Annotated in this window: 20 protein-coding genes; 7 read left to right on the top strand and 13 right to left on the bottom strand. The window is 69.0% G+C overall.

The genetic code is table 11. From position 1 onward, the window contains the following. Positions 1 to 8 precede the first annotated feature (8 nt). Entirely contained in the window at positions 9 to 974 is a 966-nt protein-coding gene (locus SK571_RS17385; RefSeq protein WP_319985133.1) for a hypothetical protein, read from the top strand. 6 nt (positions 975 to 980) lie between these two features. Here SK571_RS17385 and SK571_RS17380 read toward each other — a convergent pair whose 3' ends face one another. Beyond that, positions 981 to 2477 (bottom strand): glutamate--cysteine ligase, encoded by a 1497-nt coding sequence (locus SK571_RS17380; RefSeq protein ID WP_319985132.1) that lies wholly within the window; start codon positions 2475 to 2477, stop codon positions 981 to 983. A gap of 209 nt (positions 2478 to 2686) precedes the next feature. Between SK571_RS17380 and SK571_RS17375 the strand changes: the two genes are divergently transcribed. Then, positions 2687 to 3478 (top strand): TrmH family RNA methyltransferase, encoded by a 792-nt coding sequence (locus SK571_RS17375; protein WP_319985131.1) that lies wholly within the window; start codon positions 2687 to 2689, stop codon positions 3476 to 3478. Between the two features lie 9 nt (positions 3479 to 3487). On the opposite strand, the gene SK571_RS17370 is transcribed toward SK571_RS17375, so the two are convergent. The 3 genes from SK571_RS17370 to SK571_RS17360 form a co-directional block, all read right to left on the bottom strand. Further along, positions 3488 to 4081 (bottom strand): DUF2537 domain-containing protein, encoded by a 594-nt coding sequence (locus tag SK571_RS17370; protein ID WP_319985130.1) that lies wholly within the window; start codon positions 4079 to 4081, stop codon positions 3488 to 3490. A gap of 235 nt (positions 4082 to 4316) precedes the next feature. After that, positions 4317 to 6158: an ABC transporter ATP-binding protein gene (locus SK571_RS17365; RefSeq protein ID WP_319985129.1), complete on the bottom strand. Its 1842-nt coding sequence runs from the start codon at positions 6156 to 6158 to the stop codon at positions 4317 to 4319. Further along, on the bottom strand, positions 6155 to 7894 hold the full coding sequence (locus SK571_RS17360; RefSeq protein WP_319985128.1) for an ABC transporter ATP-binding protein: 1740 nt from the start codon (positions 7892 to 7894) through the stop codon (positions 6155 to 6157). The genes SK571_RS17365 and SK571_RS17360 overlap by 4 nt, the downstream gene beginning before the upstream one ends. 157 nt (positions 7895 to 8051) lie before the next feature. Between SK571_RS17360 and SK571_RS17355 the strand changes: the two genes are divergently transcribed. Next, on the top strand, positions 8052 to 8276 hold the full coding sequence (locus SK571_RS17355) for a hypothetical protein (protein ID WP_319985127.1): 225 nt from the start codon (positions 8052 to 8054) through the stop codon (positions 8274 to 8276). Here the strand turns inward: SK571_RS17355 and SK571_RS17350 are convergent. The 7 genes from SK571_RS17350 to SK571_RS17320 form a co-directional block, all read right to left on the bottom strand. After that, positions 8266 to 8685: a hypothetical protein gene (locus SK571_RS17350; protein ID WP_319985126.1), complete on the bottom strand. Its 420-nt coding sequence runs from the start codon at positions 8683 to 8685 to the stop codon at positions 8266 to 8268. The two genes, SK571_RS17355 and SK571_RS17350, sit on opposite strands and share 11 nt — an antisense overlap. Beyond that, entirely contained in the window at positions 8651 to 9082 is a 432-nt protein-coding gene (locus SK571_RS17345) for a hypothetical protein (protein WP_319985125.1), read from the bottom strand. The genes SK571_RS17350 and SK571_RS17345 overlap by 35 nt, the downstream gene beginning before the upstream one ends. A gap of 96 nt (positions 9083 to 9178) precedes the next feature. Beyond that, positions 9179 to 9586 carry a hypothetical protein gene (locus SK571_RS17340; RefSeq protein WP_319985124.1) on the bottom strand — a complete coding sequence of 136 codons (408 nt, stop codon included), beginning with the start codon at positions 9584 to 9586 and terminating at the stop codon, positions 9179 to 9181. Between the two features lie 42 nt (positions 9587 to 9628). Continuing rightward, entirely contained in the window at positions 9629 to 9994 is a 366-nt protein-coding gene (locus SK571_RS17335; protein WP_319985123.1) for a hypothetical protein, read from the bottom strand. A gap of 16 nt (positions 9995 to 10010) precedes the next feature. Then, positions 10011 to 10940, bottom strand: a complete 930-nt coding sequence (gene sepH / locus SK571_RS17330; RefSeq protein ID WP_319985122.1) for a septation protein SepH — start codon at positions 10938 to 10940, stop codon at positions 10011 to 10013. Between the two features lie 101 nt (positions 10941 to 11041). Next, positions 11042 to 12181 carry a sensor histidine kinase gene (locus SK571_RS17325; RefSeq protein ID WP_319985121.1) on the bottom strand — a complete coding sequence of 380 codons (1140 nt, stop codon included), beginning with the start codon at positions 12179 to 12181 and terminating at the stop codon, positions 11042 to 11044. Continuing rightward, complete coding sequence (locus tag SK571_RS17320; protein ID WP_319985120.1) at positions 12178 to 12837, bottom strand: response regulator transcription factor; 660 nt, start codon at positions 12835 to 12837, stop codon at positions 12178 to 12180. The genes SK571_RS17325 and SK571_RS17320 overlap by 4 nt, the downstream gene beginning before the upstream one ends. Positions 12838 to 12926: 89 nt before the next feature. On the opposite strand from SK571_RS17320, the gene SK571_RS17315 reads away from it, so the two are divergent. From SK571_RS17315 to SK571_RS17305, 3 genes are read left to right on the top strand one after another with little or no spacing between them, the layout of a single operon-like run. Beyond that, positions 12927 to 13424, top strand: coding sequence for a hypothetical protein (locus SK571_RS17315; RefSeq protein WP_319985119.1), 498 nt, complete (start codon positions 12927 to 12929; stop codon positions 13422 to 13424). An 8-nt stretch (positions 13425 to 13432) separates the two neighbouring features. Continuing rightward, on the top strand, positions 13433 to 14473 hold the full coding sequence (locus SK571_RS17310; protein ID WP_319985118.1) for a peptidoglycan-binding domain-containing protein: 1041 nt from the start codon (positions 13433 to 13435) through the stop codon (positions 14471 to 14473). Continuing rightward, positions 14470 to 15120 carry an ABC transporter ATP-binding protein gene (locus SK571_RS17305; protein WP_319985117.1) on the top strand — a complete coding sequence of 217 codons (651 nt, stop codon included), beginning with the start codon at positions 14470 to 14472 and terminating at the stop codon, positions 15118 to 15120. The genes SK571_RS17310 and SK571_RS17305 overlap by 4 nt, the downstream gene beginning before the upstream one ends. A 41-nt stretch (positions 15121 to 15161) precedes the next feature. Here SK571_RS17305 and SK571_RS17300 read toward each other — a convergent pair whose 3' ends face one another. Continuing rightward, a complete protein-coding gene (locus SK571_RS17300) occupies positions 15162 to 16283 on the bottom strand; it encodes an RNA-guided endonuclease InsQ/TnpB family protein (RefSeq protein WP_319985433.1) in 1122 nt (373 codons plus the stop codon). A 146-nt stretch (positions 16284 to 16429) separates the two neighbouring features. On the opposite strand from SK571_RS17300, the gene SK571_RS17295 reads away from it, so the two are divergent. Further along, positions 16430 to 17542 carry an ABC transporter permease gene (locus SK571_RS17295; RefSeq protein WP_319985432.1) on the top strand — a complete coding sequence of 371 codons (1113 nt, stop codon included), beginning with the start codon at positions 16430 to 16432 and terminating at the stop codon, positions 17540 to 17542. Between the two features lie 63 nt (positions 17543 to 17605). Here SK571_RS17295 and serC read toward each other — a convergent pair whose 3' ends face one another. After that, positions 17606 to 18733 carry a phosphoserine transaminase gene (serC, locus tag SK571_RS17290; RefSeq protein ID WP_319985116.1) on the bottom strand — a complete coding sequence of 376 codons (1128 nt, stop codon included), beginning with the start codon at positions 18731 to 18733 and terminating at the stop codon, positions 17606 to 17608. Between the last annotated feature and the right edge of the window lie 199 nt (positions 18734 to 18932).

Below are 18932 nucleotides of genomic sequence, written 5' to 3'. Positions count from 1 at the left end.
GGGATTCGATGAAGCGGTTCCTGCCCGCTTCGGGCGCGCTGGTTCTCGTCGCGGCGGTCGTCGGAGCTGTTGTGTGGCAACGGCCTGAGGCTTCACCGGAGGCCATCGCCGCCGGTGACGTCGTGCTGCAGCACTCGGACGGCTCGCTGCTGTGGCGCTCCGGTCAGCCGCAGACACCGCTGGTCCAGCAGGTGCTGCGGGAACTCGGGACGATCGGGACGTCTCTCGACCAGCTCCGCGCCGCGGGCGGTGCGCTGGTGGTCACGACGATCGACTCGAAGGCGCAGGCCGGTGCGACGGAGGTGATCCGTCAGCTGGCGGCCGCACGCCCGGCGTCGATCACGGCGGTCGACCCGGCCAATGGCAGCGTGCGGGCGTACGTGCCGGGGCTGGACCCCGCCGTGGACTACGCCGGTGGCGTGGTCAGGGCGGCCGGTGACACGACGCGGCCTTTCGGATCGGTGGCGCTCATGCGAGCGGCCGGGGTGCCGGAGAGCGCGGAGGTCGAGGGCCGCAGGACGGAGCTGCTCGCCACCGGCGAGGCACTGCTGAGGCCGCTCGACGTCGCGACCGCCTACGCGACCTTCGCGGCTGAAGGCGTGCACCACGACACGCACTTCATCACCCACGTCACCGAGGCCGGCGGCAAGACGCTGTACCGGGCGGCGATCGCGTCCAGGCCAGCTCTGGGCCTGGATCCTGGGCGCAGCAAGGAGTTCGCAGCGCGGGTCACCGAGGAGCTGCGGGCCGATCCGTTGTGCGGCGACCACCGGGAGGCGGCGTGCCTGCCCGTCGAGGTGAAGGACGGGGACGTGGTCCGGCACGCCTGGATGATCGGGTACACCCCGCGGTTGGCGGTCGTCGTCTTCGTGGGCGCGGAGTCGAGCGTCGAGGTGCAGGGCAGGCCGGTCACGGCGACGGGCCTGCCCAACGACATCCTGCGGGCGTTCCAAAGCAAGCTGACGACGTGGTGAACCGGACTAGCCGACGTGCCACGTGTGCACGGGTTCGCCCGCGTGCATCAGCTCCATGTACCGCTTGAGCATGCCGGACAGCGCCGAGTCCCGCGACATGCCGCGTTCTTCCAGCAGCGCAACGGTTTCCCGCTGCCACGACGATCCCGTGCGCCGCGCGAGGCAACGCTGCTCGATCACGCCGAGGTAGCGCTCGCGGGCCTCGTCGGAGACACCGCAGTCGCGCAGGCCCTCGTGCGCCATCGGCAGGAGCCGGCGCAGCACGAGCTCGTCCGGCGGGATCCAGCCGATGCCCGGCCAGTACAGCTGGGCGTGCATGCCGTGCCTGGCGCCGGTGTAGAGGTTCTCCTCGGCAGCCTGGAACGACATCTGCGTCCACAGTGGACGTTCCTGCGAGGTGAGCGCGCGCTGTGCGCCGTAGAAGAAGGCGGCGTTGGCCATCGTGTCGAGCACCGTGGGGCCCGCGGGCAGGACCCGGTTCTCGACGCGCAGGTGCGGTACGCCGTCGACGACGTCGTAGACCGGGCGGTTCCAGCGCCAGATGGTGCCGTTGTGCAGCCGAAGCTCGGAAAGACGAGGCGCACCACCGGCTTCCAGGACCTCCAACGGGTCCTCGTCGTCGGTTTCGGGCAGCAGACTGGGGAAGTAGCGCACGTTCTCCTCGAACAGGTCGAAGATCGACGTGATCCACCGTTCACCGAACCACACGCGCGGACGGACGCCCTGGTTCTTCAGCTCGTCCGGACGGGTGTCTGTGGCCTGCTCGAACAGCGGGATGCGGGTCTCGTGCCAGAGCGCCTTGCCCAGCAGGAAGGCCGAGTTCGCGGCGATGGCGACCTGGACCCCGGCCAGGCACTGCGCGGCGTTCCAGTGCGCGGCGAAGTGCGTCGGTTCGACCTGCAGGTGCAGCTGCACCGAGGTGCACGCGGCCTCCGGCAGGATCGAGTCCGCGTAGCTGAGCAGCTTCTCCGGGCCCTTGCCCGGCATCGCCGGGCCCTCCATGTGCAGCACCATCTCCTCGCCGCGGGCCTTGAAGATGGTGTCGTTGAGCAGCGCGTACCGCGGTGCCTCGGAGAGCCACTTGCGGTCGAAGTGCCGCTCCCGCAACGTGGGCAGCAGGCCGATCATGGCGAGGTTGGCGCCCGCGTCGTTGGCCTTGGAGTCCGCGTTGTCGAGCGACTGCCGCAGTTCCTCTTCCAGGCCGAGCATCTCGTCCCCGGCGAGCTCTCGCGGGGGGACGTTGATCTCCAGGTTCTGCTGTCCCAGCTCCAGGGTGTAGGAGGGATCGTCGATCTTCTCGAGGACCTCCGAGTTCGCCATCGCCGGCCGCATCGCGTCGTCGACGAGGTTCAGCTCGATCTCGAGCCCCATCTGGCGACGGGGAAAGGAGAACGTGTCTTCGGCCAGCATCGTGGCCAGTGCGTCGAGACTCCGCTGCATCTTCTCCCGATAGTGCTGGCGGTCGTCTCTGGTGAAAGTGCGGCTGGACACTTCACTTCCCATGCCGCTACCCCTTCGCTCGGCGCCGGTGGGCGCGGGCCAGGCGGAACGCCAAAAGTGACACAGCGGAATCCCCCTTTACATCGCCCAAAACGGTGCTCTCTGTCACGTGGAGGTAACAACCAGCGATCATCCGCTGGTCGGGCGTGTGCGGTTCCGCCCTCCGGACTACCTGGCCTGTTCCACGCCAGGCCGGATGCGAAACTTCCGGCGTGGCTGACGTGATCGAGATCTACGACCCGGCTGATGCCCGGCTGGACGACTTCCGCGACCTGTCGACGGCCGATCGCAGGCCCGACCGGCCGGGAGGACGGGGTCTCGTCATCGCCGAGGGTGTCGTGGTGGTGGAACGTCTGCTGGCGTCGCCGTACCCGGTGCGCGGGCTGCTCGGGGTGCGGCGCAGGATCGAGGCGCTCAACCTTTCTGACCTGGACGTTCCCGCCTACGTGACGTCAGCAGAGGTTATGGCGTCGGTCGTCGGTTTCCACTTGAACCGGGGTGTACTCGCGGCCGCCGATCGCGCTCCCGCGGTGCCGTTCGACGAGCTGGTCTCGGGTGCCCAGCGCCTCGCCGTGCTCGAAGGCGTGGGCGACCACGAGAACCTCGGATCGATCTTCCGCAACGCCGCGGCACTGGGCGTGGACGGCGTCATCTTGGGCCCGGGCTGCAGCGATCCGCTGTACCGGCGCAGCGTGCGGGTCTCGATGGGGCACGTGCTGCGCGTGCCCTTCGCTACCACGGATCAGTGGCCCGCGGCGCTGAACCTGTTGCGGCAAAAGGGTTATACAGTTGCCGCGCTGACGCCCCGCCCGTCCGCCCTGCATCTTGCAGATGCGGGTTTGCGCGGCCGTCGCGTGGCGGTCCTGCTCGGCTCGGAGGGCCCGGGCCTCACCGACGAGGCCATCGACGCCGCCGACTTGGCCGTGCGCATCCCCATGTCGTCAGGCGTGGACTCGCTGAACGTGGCCACCGCGGGCGCGGTGGCGTTCTACGCCCTGCTTTAGAGCCTGTTCTCAGAGCAAGGTCAGGATCAGCGCGAGCCAGGCGACGAGCACCCCGGTCACGACGCCGTACGCGACCCAGCGCCACACCGGCACGCTGCGCCCCAGCCAGACACTCGGCGCCAGGCCACCGACCACCAGCACGTTCGCGACCAGTGCGAGCCACCGGCTGGTCTCACCCAGACCCAGCGACAGCGACACGACGGTCACCGTGACGATCGCGGCCGTGATGACGCTGACCGTGAGCCCCGTGCCCCACGGCGTCGGTTCCGGCTCGGCCTCGGTGATGACCGGAACCTCGGCCGGCGCCTCGGGTGCGTCGACGGTGAGCAGGTCGCCGCTGATCGGGTCGGTGTAGCTGACGGGGGAGTTCATGACCGCGGCGAGCCTGCCCGCGAGCTGCTTGCCTCTGCGTGCGACCAGCGCGCTGGCCACGCCGCCGGCCGGCGTCTCGGTGCGCACCACCGCGTCGGCGACCTTCGCCCACTCGTGCAGTGCCTCGGCGAGATCGGCACCGAGGGGCAGGCTGTGCGGGTCGACCTCGCGCTCACCGGAATCGTCTTCTCCGGCGAGCACGGCACGGCCGTCCCGGACTCGCAACTCCACAGAGCCCTCCTTGATCTGGCTTTCGGGCAGAACCTATCGGACGGGGAGGGTGGGGAGAACGGATGAGGGCTTTGGCGGTGCGGGTGGTGTGGGGCCGTGCTCGGCTCCGCCGTTGCCCTGCGCGGCAGGGTGCTGGGCTTCGCCATGTCTTGGCCGTGCGACTGCCGGGCCACGCGGGGAGTCGTGAGGTCGCGTTCGCGCCAGATCCCCATTGGCGCGAACGCGACCTTCAGGCCTACGCGAGCGAGTCGCGCCAGGCCGTGTGCAGGGCGGCGAACCGGCCCCGCTCACCGATCAGCTCCTCGGGGGAGCCGTCTTCCACCACAATGCCACCATCGAGCACCAGGACGCGGTCCGCGATCAGGACCGTCGACAGGCGGTGGGCGATGATGAACGCCGTCCGGTCCGCGAGCACTGTTTCCAGGGCGGCCTGCACGGCGCGTTCGGTGGGTACGTCCAAGGATGATGTTGCCTCATCCAGGACCAGTACCGCCGGATCTGCGAGGAACGCGCGGGCGAAGGCCACCATCTGACGCTGTCCGGCGGACAGGCGGCCGCCGCGTTTGCGGACGTCCGTGTCGTAGCCGTCCGGGAGGGCGGCGATGAACTCGTGTGCGCCCACCTCGGCCGCTGCGGCCTCGATCTCCGCCCGCGAAGCAGACGGGCGGCCCAGGGCGATGTTGTCCGCCACGGAGCCGGAGAACAGGAAGTTCTCCTGCGTCACCATCACCACGGCCCGGCGCAGGTCCGTGTCCGTCACCGAGCGCAGGTCCGTGCCGTCGAGCTGCACGGAACCCGCCGACGGGTCGTAGAAGCGGGCGACGAGCTTCGCCACCGTGGTCTTGCCGGCGCCGGTCGCGCCCACCAGGGCCACGGTCTGGCCCGCGGGCACGTCCAGCGAGAAGCGCGGCAGCACCTGCCGGGACGTGCCGGGGTACCGGAACTCCACGTCGGCGAACCGGACGGCGCCCCTGGCGTGTGGCATGGCCACCGGCGAGGACGGTTCCGGCACGGACGGCCGCTCCTCCAGGACGCCCGAGATCTTCTCCAGGGCGGCGGTGGCGGAGGAGTAGGAGTTCGCGAACATCGCCAGCTCGTCGAACGGGTCGTAGAAGCGGCGCAGGTACAGCATGAACGCGGCCAGCACGCCCAGTTCGATGGCGCCGTCCGCCACCCGGTAGGCGCCCCAGGCGAGGACGACGGCCAGCGACACGTTGCCGATCGCGCGGATCGTCGAGACGAACGTGGCCATCACGCCCAGCGCGTCGGTGTTCGCGTCGCGGAACTGGCCGTTGAAGCCCGCCATGATCTGCTCGTTGCGGGGCTGGCGCCGGAATGCCTGCACCGCGCGGATGCCGTTCATGGACTCCACGAACTGCACGATGATCTTGGCGATCGCGCCGCGCGTGCCCCGGTACGCCTCCATGGAACGCCGGCGGAACCAGCGCCACAGGAAGTACAGCGGCACGAAGCCGCCGATCACGACCGACGCCAGCGGGGCGTCGAGCCAGATCAGGATGACCGCGATGCCCACGACCGACAGCGCGGCGTTGAACAGGCTGTCCAGGCCCTCTTCCAGCAGGTCCTGCAACGCGTCGACGTCGCTGGTCAGCCGGGAGATGACCTTGCCGGACGTGTACGACTCGTGGAAGCCGACCGACAGGCCCTGCGAGTGCCGGAAGATCCGGCCGCGCAGGTCCAGCAGCAGGTCCTGGCCCACCCGGCCGGAGATCCGCAGGAACGCCCAGCGCAGGAACGTCATCAGCAGCGCGCAGACCCCGTAGCCCACGACGCACCAGATCAGGATCGCCGCATCACCGCCCACCGCCGAGGGGATGCCCCGGTCGATGGCGGCGGCGATCAGCAGCGGGCCGGCGAGCGCCGCCAGGTTGCCGCTGACGACCGCGGCGATCGCCAGCGACGTGCGGGCGATGTGCGGGCGCAGCAACGAACCCAGCAGGCGGCGCGAGCGGGCCTGCAGGCGCAGACCCGTCGAGTACGAGATCTCGTCGATCTCCTCAGCGGCGACGCCGCGCCACTCTTCTTCAGCCGCAACAGGTGCGACAACTTCACTCACGACGCCACCTCCTCTTCGACCAGTTCATCGTCCATGCTGGACAGAAGACGTTTGTATTCGTCGTTGGTGTCCAACAACTCCCGGTGCGAGCCGATCGCCTCGATCTTGCCGTCGACCAGCAACGCCACGCGGTCGGCCAGCTGCACGGTCGACGACCGGTGCGCCACGACCAACGCCGTCGTCTCGCTCAGCACGCGCCGCAGCGCGCCCTCCACCTCGGCCTCGGTGTGCACGTCCAACGCGGACAGCGGGTCGTCCAGCACCAGCACCGCCGGCTTGCCGACGACCGCGCGGGCCAGCGCCAGCCGCTGCCGCTGACCACCGGACAGCGACAGGCCCTGCTCACCGATCCGGGTCGCGAGACCCCACGGCAGGGCGTCCACGAACTCCTCCGCCTTGGCCACCCGCAACGCCTCGCGCACCTGGGCCTCGGTGACGTCCGGCAGGCCCAGGCCGACGTTCTCGGTCACCGACGCGGAGAACAGCACCGGTTCCTCGAACGCCGTGCCCACGACGGTCCGCAGGTCCTCCAGCGAGAGGTCCCGCACGTCGGTGCCGTCGATGGTGATCCGGCCGCCGGTCACGTCCGCGAGCCGCGGCACCAGCGCGGTCAGCGTCGTCTTGCCCGACCCCGTCGCACCGACCAGCGCCACCGTCTCACCGGGACGCAGGTCGAGGTCGACGCCCGACAGCACCTCGCGGCCGTCGTCGAACGCGAACCGCACGCCCTCGAAACGAACGTGCCCGCGCAGCGGCGTGGGCAGCGGCGCGGGCGAGGCGGGGCCGGTGATCGCGACGGGGGAGTCGATGACCTCCCAGTAACGTTCCAGCGCCGAGGCGGTCTGGTTCGTCTCCGCCAGCAACCAGCCGATGGAGTCGATCGGCCAGCGCAGGTACGCGCTCACCGCGACCGCGGCGACCAGCGTGCCGACCGTCATCCAGCCCTGCACGATGCCGACCGCGCCGACGGCGAGCATGCCCCCGATCGACAGCTCCGGCAGCACGATCAGCACCGACCACAGCGCGGCCAGGATCGAGATCTTGTTCAGCTCGGTCGTCCGCAGTTCACGGGCCTGCGCCAGGAACCGCTTCGACAGCTCCGGCCCGCGCCCGAACGCCTTGAGCACCCGGATGCCGAGCACCGACTCCTCGACCGTCGTGGTGAGGTCGCCCGACTGGTCCTGCGCCCTGCGCGCGACGACCTTGAACTTCGCCTCGAAGAAGTACGAGATGACGATCAACGGCAACGCGCCGCACAGCGACACGATCAGCAGCCACGGCGAGAGCGCCGCGATGATGCCCAGCCCGATCAGCACGACCGCGGTGTTCACGATCAGGAAGACGATCGCGAACGCCACGAACCGCCGCACGGTCGTGAGGTCGTTCGTCGCACGCGACAACAGCTGGCCCGACTGCCACCGGTCGTGGAACGACACCGGCAACCGTTGCAGGTGCTTGTACAGGTCGAACCGCATGCGCGCCTCGACCTCGGCCGCCGGCCGGGCGACGATCTTGCGCCGGATGTAGAACAGCGCCGCCTCGCCGATGCCGAGCACCAGCACGCCCAGGATCAGCCACGGCAGCGGACCGGTCTGCTTGTTCTGAATCGGACCGTCGACGATGCGCTGCGTCAGCAGCGGGATGCCCAGACCGCACAGCATCGCGAGCATCGTCGCCGACAGCACGACAGCCATCCGTGCGCGGTGCGGCCGCACGTACGGCCACAACCTCCGCAAGGTCCTGATTGTCGAGTTACGTTGATCGCTCACGCGACGGGCCCCCTCCAGGTCGTCTCCAAAGTACGAAGTCCGACCGACACTCGGCATCCGGTTTTTCGCCCCACCGGAGCCTGCTGGCTCGACTTAGGTCGAGGTCAAGGGCACGATGGCCACCATGACGCGGTTTCTGCGAACCGAGCAGACGATGGCGTTTCCACACGGACGGCTCATCGCCTCACGCGACGGAGTGAACTTCGTCCTGGCCCCGGACGGCTGGGACCGGCTCGCCGGCGCACGCCCCAGACACGCCATGGTCGTCTCCCGCGAGGACGCGGAGGACTGGTGCGAACGAGAGGGCTGGGACCTGCACCTGCTCGACGAGGTGCCGGCTACCTCTTGAAGGTGAACAGGCCGACCAGCCCGTAGGCGACCGCCGCGAGCAACGCCTCGGCGTGGTGCCTGTTGGTGAACCACCCGAGGACGGGTTCGTGCACCTTGAAGTAGAGCCCGATGCCCAGCACGATCGGCCCGAGCAGGATGATCGGCCACACCGGCCGCACCCCGAAGATCCTCAGGACAGGCCCGGCCAGCACCAGCGACGACACGAGCGCGAGCGGCAGCCCGATCAGCACGAGCAGCAGGAACGTCGACATCGACGTGCTGTCGAGCCACGACTTCAGGAAGCCCGACTCGTACGCCCACGTCCACCCGAGCACCAGCCCGGCCCCGACGGCCATCGACAGGACGACCCGGAACAACAGCCGGCGTCCTGCCCTACCCGTCTTGCCCGCGGTGCTCTGCTCCGTCACGCCGTCCACCGTAACCAGCGGTCGCCGCAGCAGCCAAGGCGTAGCCGCCGGCTGCTGAGATCGTGACCACCATGACGCTGTGGTTCTCGGAGATGTGGTGGCGCAACATCAGAGAGCCCAACCCGCCGGCCAGCGCCAGCACGAACGTGCCCACCGGTCCCACGAGGGCGATCGGCCAGGCAGGGGTGAACCGGGCGAGTCGGAGCAGCGCCCACGCAAGGAGCGCCCACACGACCGCCGACGCCGGGGCCATCCACAGGAAGATGAAACTCACACACCCGATCGCGCTGGTGCCCGGGCACAGGGAATGGCCGAGGGGGACGAACGACGTCGACCACGCCGCCGCGCACAACGCCCCCACCACCGCCGCGACCATCGTCGCCGGGAGCCCCCTCATGGGCAGATCATGACGATCGGGCGGCCGCCTCGCCAGGGTCTGGACGGCTGGTTACCGCACCTGCCACGCCACCGAAGGCACCGATCAGCGCCCGCGTCAGCACCGCGGCGCCCGCCCCGCCCCCAGCGCGGCGATCGCGTAGGCGACGCACGCCGTGATCACCACCGCCACCATCAGCGCTGGGCCGCGTTCCGCCTGGTACAGGTCGAGGTACTCGTGGATCGCGTAGGAGGCCGCGTAGACCAGCACGACCCACAGCACGGGGGCGATCCCCACCACCCACCCGCCGTGACGCTGCCGCAGGAACCGGAACCCGGCCACGACGAGCATCCCGGCCACCGCCACCCACAACAGGAACTGGAGCGGGATCAGCAGCAGGACCTCACCGCACCCGGTGCGGCTCGGCCCACCGTCGCAGTACCTGATCATCAAGGTCATGGTCGACAGGAACCCGAAGCCGGCCACCGCTCCGGTGACGGCCCCGAGGACCGCGCGCAACAACATGTGCCAAGAGCTACCTGATCAAGGCCGTGACCGGCCTGGTCTTCACGAACCCTCTACAGCACCTTCACGACGCGGAGCCGTGAGCACGGCGATCAACGCGTACAGCGCGGCGAACACCGCGAAGGCGAGGAAGGACAGACCGAGCAGAAGGATCATGGCGACGACCGCCATGAGGGTCGCGGGCAGGGCCACCAGCCCCGCCCGCGACACGCTCAGCGAACGCAACGCGAGCCATCCCAGCACCATCGCCACCACGCCGAAGATCGGCACAGCGGTCACGAAGGCGCCGAGACAGCCCCACTCCTCGAACGTGCAGACCGCGCCCGAGCTGATGAGCTCGAACATTCCCCACCAGGCCAGCCCGAGGAGTGCACCCACTCCGGCAGCCAGCGCGACACGACGTCCCACGGCGTCAGCTTCTCACTCAGCGGTTCGACCGCACGCCCAGTAAAACGTCCTCCCACGAAGGGACGATGGGGTGGTTCTTCTTGCCCCGCTTCGGAGGAGGGTCCTTGCGGACCGGCTTCTCCGCGGCGGGCTCCTGCTCCTTCTTCACCGGCGGTGGAGGCGGGGCGGGAGCGGGCTCCGGCTCGGGCAGCTTCTCCTGAACCGGCTTCTCGGCGACGGCCGGAGCCGCCACCGGAGCGGACGCCTGGGCCGGGACCGGCAGTGGCTCCTCGTCGAGGGGGATCGGCGGGAGCACCGGAGTCGCCTCCAGGGCCTGCCGCGCGAGCTGCGTCACCGGACGCACCGTGCGCAGCGTCCGGTTCGGGTTCGGGTCCATCAGGTCGACGGCGGCGTCGTCGAGCGCCGTGACCGTGCCGCCCTGCGCACCGGGGTGGAACGCCCAGTGCGCGCGGTTGTCCGAGCGCCCGGTCTTCCAGTGCAGCTGCACGATCCAGCGGCCGTCGTCGCCCTTCCACGAGTCCCAGCTGGTGTCGGACAGGTCGTGTCCGCGCAGGCCGAACGAGTGCGCGACGACCTCGCCGAGCGTCTGCACGTCCGGGCCGTCCTCACGGACCGGGTGCGCGCGCTGGGCCATGTCGGCCGTGCGCGAACGCTCCAGCAGAACGGGGTAGGCGAAGCGCTCGATGCGGTGCGCCGGCATCCCGGACGCGGCCGCGACCTGCTCGATCGACTCGCCGGAACGGATGCGGGCCTGGATCTCCCGGGGCCGCATCTGGGCCTCGCCGGACTCGATCTGCATCTGGCCGAGGCGCGCCAGATCACCGCGCAGGGCCGCCCGAAGGCGCTCGTCCGCGGGGAGCGTGAAGCGCTCGCCGCGGTTTTCGGGGTCCTCGAGGATGACGGACTTGCCGTCCTCGTCGAGCCCGATGACTCGCAGCGCTCGCATCGTGGCCTCCCTGAATTCGCACCTCGCCAGCAGACAACGTTAGGACAACGAGTCGCCGATGAGTGGGAGACTCGCCGATATCTCTACGTGATCTTGCCAGTTCACGAGGGTTGCCGCACTCCCGTTTCCGGAAGGTTCACCTGGACCACGAGGCCTCCTCCTCCGTTCGGACGAGCCTTCGCCGCGCCCTGGTGCGCCCGCGCCACGGACTGCACGATCGACAGTCCGAGGCCCGATCCGGCGGTCCCGGTGCGGTCCCGGAGCCGGCGGAACGGCTCGAACAATCCGGGTACTGCCTGGGCAGGCACGGTGGGACCGGTGTTGGTGACCACCAGTTCTCGATCAAGCTCCACCGAGACCGAACCGCCCGGCTTGTTGTAGAGCACGGCGTTGCGCAACAGGTTGCCGACGAGCTGGGCGAGTAAGACCGGATCACCGTCGACCAGATACCTGCGAGTCCGAACCGCAAACGTGACTTTTTTCTCCGAAGCCAGAGCCGCGCACGACTCGATTTCGTCGTCGATCACCTCGTCCAGCCACACCAGCTCACGCGTGGCGAGGCCGCGGTCACTGCGAGCGAGCAGCAACAGCCCGTCGATGAGCTTCTCGCTGCGCTCGTTCGTGTCGAGCAGGTGCGTACCGAGACGGCGGATCTCGTCGGTCGCGTCCGGTGCGGCCAGCGCCACCTCGATCAACGTCCGCTGCACGGCCAGCGGCGTGCGCAGCTCGTGCGAGGCGTTCGCGACGAACCGCTTCTGGCTGTCGAACGACGACGCGAGCCGGTCGAGCATCCCGTCGAAGGTGTCCGCGAGCTCCTTCAGCTCGTCCGGCGGCCCGTCCAGCTCGATGCGCTGGTCCAGGCGTTCGGCCTCCAGCCGGTGCGCGGTCGACGTGATCGAGTGCAACGGCGCCAGCACCCGTCCGGCCACCACCCAGCCGAGCCAGACGGCGAGCACGGCGGCGAACAGCAGAGCGACGATCGACTGCCACAGGACCGTCCTCATCGTGTCCGCCGCGAAGTCGGCGCCGCTGACCACGAGGGTGTCGGCGGGCAGCACCCCGGCCTCGATCGAGGCGACACCGGGATACGTCTCCGCTTGGGCGGGCAGGGCGCGGGCGACCGCCCTGCCGTCCAGCGGCATCCAGTCGGCGAGCAGCCAGTAGTTGAGCGCGACCAGCGCGATGCCGGCGATCAGGAACACCCCCGCGTACCAGGCGGTCAGCCTGGTCCGCAGCGTCATGAGCCGAACCGGTAGCCGGCGCCGGGCACGGTCTGGATGACCTGCGGCGCGCCCAGCTTGCGGCGCAGGGTCATCACCGCGACCCGCACGGCGTTGGTGAACGGGTCCGCGTGCTCGTCCCAGGCCTTCTCCAGCAGTTCCTCGGGACTCACCACGTTGCCCTCCGCCCGCATCAGCACCTCCAGCACGGCGAACTCCTTCGGCGAGAGCGGCAGGAACTTCCCTTCGCGCATCGCCTGGTGCCGCGGCAGGTCCAGCGTCACCCCCGCCCGCATCAGCACCGGCGGCAAGGCGGGACGAGCCCGCCGGCCCAGCGCCTGCACGCGGGCCACGAGCTCGGCGAACGCGAACGGCTTGGTCAGGTAGTCGTCGGCGCCGATCCCGAGCCCGGCCACCCGATCGTCCACTTCGGCCGCCGCCGTCAGCATCAGCACCCGTGCCTCACCTCCGGTCGCGTGCACCGCCTTGCACACCTCGTCACCGTGTACGAGGGGAAGATCGCGGTCGAGCACCACGACGTCGTACGCGTGCACCCCCACCCGTTCCAACGCCGCCTCACCGTCGTAACAGACGTCGACCGCCATCGAGAACCTGCGCAACCCCTCGGCGATCGTGTCCGCGAGCAGCTGTTCGTCCTCGACCACCAGCACACGCATGACGCCCATTTTCCGCGCAACGGGCATAAGCGCCGGATAAGGCCTTTCGCTTAACGCCGCCGAATGATGCCCTCCGTAGACCTGTCCCCATGAAATCCACCATCGCAGTGTTGCTGGGCCTGCTCCTGGCGCTCACCGCCTGCGGGTCGAAAGAGCAGCCGAACGGCGCGCAGAAGGACGAGAAGGGCGACATGGTCAAGTTCGCCCAGTGCATGCGGCAGAACGGCATCGACATGCCGGACCCGAAGTCGAGCGAGGACGGCGGCGGCATCGTGATCGAGGCGATGCCCGGCGGCGACGCCGCGGCCATCGACGAGGACAAGATGAAGACCGCCCACGAGGCCTGCAAGGAGCACCTGCCCAACGGCGGCGAGATGAAGCCACCGTCGCCCGAGGAGCAGGACAAGATGCGCCAGCAGGCGAAGTGCATGCGCGACAAGGGACACGACTGGCCCGACCCGAAGTTCGAGGGCGGCGGCACGGCCGAGGTCAGGGAGTTCCCCGACATGGAGAACGAGAAGGTCAAGCAGGACATGAAGGACTGCGGCCTCGGTGAAGGCATGGTCGCGGCGAGGCCCGTCGGATGAAGCGCCGCGTGAACAGGAAGATCGTCGTCGCCGCACTCGTCGCCGCCGTGGTGCTCGGCACCGGCGGGGTCGTGGTGCTCACGAGGATCGCGTCCAACCAGGCCAACGCCGCACCGCTGCAGAACGACCCGTCCAAGACCACGCAGGTCAAGAAGACGAACCTGGCCGACCAGCAGCAGGTGACCGGCCAGCTCGGCTTCGGCGCGGAACGAGCGCTGGCCAGCCGGAAAAGTGGCACCATCACCGGGCTGCCGGACCAGGGCGCCGTCATCGACCAGGGCAAACCGGTGTTCTGGTCGGACGCCAAGCCGGTGCCGCTGTTCTACGGCGCGATGCCGCTCTACCGCGATCTCGAAGCGGGCATGTCGAACGGACCCGACGTCAAGGTGGTGGAGGAGAACCTCGCCGCACTCGGTTTCAAGGACTTCGGTGCCCCCGACGAGAAGTTCACCTCGTACACGGCCTCCGCGCTGAAGAAGTGGCAGAAGGCCAACGGCCTGGAGCAGAACGGAAAACTCGGCTCCGGTGACGTGGTCGTCCAGCCCGGAGCGATCCGCGTCTCGTCCCTGACCGCTCAGCTCGGCGCCCCCGCCGGCGGCGACCTGATGAAGGTCACCGGCACCGAACGCGCGGTGACCGTCGAACTGGAGCAGTCCAAGCAGCGCCTCGCCAAGCAGGGCGAGAAGGTCGAGCTGTCGATCACCGGCGGCAAGCCCACCACCGGCACGATCACCGGCATCACCCGCACCACGGGCGACGCGAACCAGGGCCAGAAGCCGAAGATCGTGCTGACGATCTCCGTCGACGACCCCAAGGCCGCCGAGGGTGTCGAGACCGGCACCGTCAACGCCCTCTTCACGGTGGCGAAGAAGCAGAACGTGCTCGCGGTCCCGATCGGCGCACTCCTCGCGCTCGACGAGGGCGGCTACGGCGTGGTCACCGAGGACGGCAAGACCATCCCGGTCACCGTCGGCATCTTCGCCAAGGGCCAGGTCGAGGTGCAGGGCGAGGGCCTGCGCGAGGGCATGAAGGTGGTGACCACCGAGTGATCACCGTCGACCACGCGAGCCGGACGTATCCCGGTGGTGTGCAGGCGTTGCGCGACGTCTCCCTGACCGTCGGGGGCGGGGAGATGCTCGCGATCGTGGGGCCGTCCGGCTCGGGGAAGTCGACGCTGCTGCACCTGATGGGCACGCTCGACAAGCCGACGACGGGCAAGGTCGAGATCGACGGCAACGACATCTCCACCTTGTCGGACAACGCCTTGTCGGCGTTGCGGGCGCGCACGATCGGGTTCGTGTTCCAGCAGTTCTTCCTCACCGACGGACTGTCCGCGATCGAGAACGTGGCCTCCGGACTCGTCTACGCCGGCGTGCCGCGGTCGAAGAGACGGGCACTGGCGATGTCCGCTTTGGACAGAGTCGGACTGATCCACCGTGCCCTGCACAAGCCGCACGAGCTGTCCGGCGGTGAACGCCAGCGGGTCGCGATCGCGCGGGCCGTGGTGAACACACCGGGGATCCTGCTGGCCGACGAGCCGACCGGGAACCTGGACACGCAGAACGGTGCCGGTGTGCTGGAGCTGCTGGAGAGCCTCAACTCCGACGGCACGACGATCGTGCTGATCACGCACGACCGGGACATCGCCGCGTGGGCGCCACGTCGCGTCGAGGTGCGGGACGGAGTGATCGTTTGACTTCGCTAACGCCCCGAGCCTCACGGCACGGATTTCCTGTTTCACAGCCGATCGCGGAAGGAGGACCCTTGCCGTCTGACATCAGCTCCGCAGGCATCGCCCGAGCGAGCTCGGGCTACGGCTCGACCAGCCGCAAGGATGTTCTTCGCCGCGTTGAGGTCCCGGTCGTGCCGGGTGCGACAGCCTGGACACGACCAGTGCCGGGCGGAAAGTTTCAACTCGGCGAGCAGGTGCCCGCAGGCAGAACAGGTCTTGCTGGACGGGTGCCAGCGATCGATCACGACCAGCGTACGGCCGGCGCGTTCGCACTTGTACTCCAGCTGACGCCGGAACTCGCCCCATCCAGCGTCGGAAATGGCGCTGGAAAGGCGGTGGTTGCGGACCATGCCGGAAACGTTCAAGTCCTCGATCGCGATCAGATCGGCGGACCGCACCAACGCCGTGCTGGTGCGGTGCAGGAAGTCCTGTCGAGCGTTGCGAACCTTTCGGTGAGCTCGGGCGACCTTGGTCCTGGCTTTTCGTCGGTTACTGCTGCCGCGCTGGCAGCGAGCAAGTCTGCGCTGGTAACGGGCGAGACTTCGGGCTTTAACTGCCAGTTTTCGTGGATTGGCAACCCGCACGCCGTCGCTGGTCATCAGGAAGTTCTTCAGCCCGAGATCGACGCCGATCGCGTGGTTCGTCGGATGGGCGACGGCGGAGTCGGCGATGTCAACGGCAAAGGTCACGTACCATCGGCCATCAGATTCGCGCGAGACGATGACCATCGTCGGATCCAGCTCGGTCACGTCGATGTCGTTGAAGGACCAGGTGAACCTCAACGGTGTGCTGGTCTTGGCCACCGTGAGCGAGCCACTGCGCATCCGAAACGCCGAGCGGGTGTAGTGCGCGCTCTGGCGGCCTGCACGCGGCTTGAACCTCGGGTACCGAGCCCGCCCAGAATAGAAGTTCTGGAACGCCATGTGTTGGTGCCGCAAGGTTTGCTGCAGCGGCACACAAGACACCTCCGCCAAAAACGCGAGATCTTCACCTCGTCGCCACTTCGTCAGTGTGGAGTCGGTCTCCCGGTACGAGATGGGCGCATTCTCGGTGCGGTAGCGGCGGATCCGTTCGGCCAGCGTCTTGTTCCACACGAGACGTACGCACCCGAAGGTACGGGACAACACCGCAGCTTGTTCGGGGGTCGGGTAGGCCCGGCATTTGTACGCCGTTCGCACGACAGACAACCTACTGGAACCGACATGACTCGTTGGGTCCGGGCTTTTACACGGAGGGCGTTGTGATCGACCTGCTGCGCCTCGGCTTCTTCGGCATGAGGACCCGCCCGATCCGCGCGGTGCTGTCCGCCCTGGGCATCGCGATCGGCATCGCCGCCGTGGTCGCGGTCGTCGGCATCCCGGCCTCCAGCGCGGCGGCCCTCCAGGCGAAGATGTCCAAGCTGGGCACCAACCTCCTGACCGCGGCACCCGGCCAGGACTTCTTCGGCCAGGACGCGAAGCTGCCGGAGACGGCGGTGCCGATGGCCAAGCGGATCGGTGCGGTGTCGGCGGCCAGTGCCACGGGCAAGCTCTCCGCGAGCATCCGCAAGAACGACCTCGTGCCCACGAGCGACACGCTCGGGCTGCAGGTGCAGGCGGCGGAGAAGGACCTGCTGAAGGTGCTGGGCGCCGAGGTCCGCAAGGGCCGGTGGCTGTCGCCGGGCGAGAAGTCGCTGGTGCTCGGGGCCACCGCGGCGTCGCGCCTGGGTGTGGACGAGCCCGGCGTGCAGGTGTGGATCGACGGGCAGTGGTTCACCGTCGTCGGCATCCTCGGGCCGTTGCCGCTCGCCCCGGAGATCGACAGGTCGGCGTTGGTCGGCTGGGAGGCGGCGAAGGAGGCGTTCGGGTTCGAGGGCAACGCGAACACGGTCTACGTGCGCACGTCCCCTGACCAGGTCGACAACGTCCGCAACCTGCTCGGGCCGACGCTGAACCCGCAGAGGTCCAACGAGGTCAAGGTGTCGCGGCCGTCTGAGGCGCTGGAAGCGCAGCAGCTGGCCGAAAGTTCCTACAACGCGCTGTTCCTGGGCTTGGGCGGAGTCGCGTTGTTGGTGGGTGGCGTCGGCGTGGCGAACACGATGGTGATCTCGGTGCTGGAACGCCGGAGGGAGATCGGTCTGCGGCGGGCGCTCGGGGCGACCCGGCGGCAGATCCGGTGGCAGTTCCTGACCGAGTCGGTGCTGCTGTCCGGCCTCGGCGGACTGGTCGGCGTGATCGTGGGAATCGCGGTCACGGCCGGATATTCGATCAGTCAGCAATGGCCGGCGGCACTGCCGTGGCCGGCCCTGCTCGGGGGAGTGGGTTCGGCGATCCTCATCGGCGCCATCGCCGGCGTCTATCCCGCGGTGCGGGCGGCTCGTCAGTCGCCCACGGAAGCACTCGCCTGAAAAGCCCTGGGGCGCACCGACAAGCGAGTCGGTGCGCCCCAGGTTGCTACTGCGTCAGGAACTTCAGAGCTGGCCGACGACCCAGTCGATCGCCTGCGTCAGGATCGTGACGTCGTTCGGCTCGATGGCCGGGAACATCGCGACGCGCAGCTGGTTCTTGCCGAGCTTGCGGTACGGCTCGACGTCCACGATGCCGTTGGCGCGCAGGACCTTCGCCACGACGGCGGCGTCGACCTCGTCGGAGAAGTTGATCGTGCCGACGACCTGCGAGCGGTCAGCGGCCTTCTCGACGTACGGCGTGGTGTACGCGGTCTTCTCGGCCCACGAGTACAGGCGGTCGCTGCTGTCCTTCGTGCGCGCGACCGACCAGTCGAGGCCACCGTTGCCGTTGATCCAGTCGATCTGGTGCGCCAGCAGGAAGAGCGTGGCGACCGACGGCGTGTTGTACGTCTGGTCCTTGGTGGAGTTGTCGAGCGCGGTCGGCAGCGACAGGAACTCCGGCACCCAGCGGTCCTTGAGCTCCTCGACGCGGGCCAGTGCGGCCGGCGACATCAGCGCGAGCCACAGGCCGCCGTCCGAGGCGAACGACTTCTGCGGCGCGAAGTAGTAGACGTCGAAGTCCTCGGCCTTGACCGGCAGGCCGCCGGCACCGGACGTCGCGTCGATCGCGATCAGCGCGTCGCCGGAGCCCTCGATGCGGGTCACGGGCATCGCGACACCGGTCGAGGTCTCGTTCTGCGCCCAGCCGACCAGGTCGGCGCCCTCGGCGTAGAAGAGCTCGGGCGAGGTGCCCGGCTCGGCCTTGGTGACCAGGGAGTCCTTCAGGAACGGCGCGGTCTGCGTGACCTTCGCGAACTTGGAGGAGAACTCACCGTTGGTGAAGTGCTGCGCGGTCTCGCGGACCAGTCCGAACGACGCCGCGTCCCAGAACGCCGTGGTGCCACCGTTGCCGAGCACGACCTCGTAGCCGTCCGGCAGCTGGAACAGCTCGCGCAGTCCGGAGCGGACGCGGCCGACGAGGTTCTTGACGGGCTTCTGCCGGTGGGACGTGCCGAGCAGTGCCGCACCCTCGGATGCGAGGGCCGCGACGGCCTCGGGACGCACCTTGGACGGTCCACAGCCGAAGCGGCCGTCAGACGGCTTGAGCTCGGCGGGAAGCACCAACGAGGTCGGATCGGCGGTCTGGGTCATGTGGTCACGCCTCCGGGGCGATTGACGAGCTTCAGGGACCTGACCGGCGCCGTTGCCGGAGTGGTAGTGCTGTGACCACTGGCCTCAGCCGCGTCTTCCGGCGCTCAGCAGGGCACCTCGCGGCGTCGGCCCCGCGCCCCCATATGCCCGATATGAGGACGCGGGCTGTCTCTTATACACATCTGACGCTGCCGACGAC

This window comes from Lentzea kristufekii (genome assembly GCF_033949925.1).
GTDB lineage: Bacteria > Actinomycetota > Actinomycetes > Mycobacteriales > Pseudonocardiaceae > Lentzea > Lentzea kristufekii.
The sequence above is the reverse complement of the archived record's forward strand: the minus strand, read 5'-3'. Positions and strand labels throughout refer to the sequence as shown.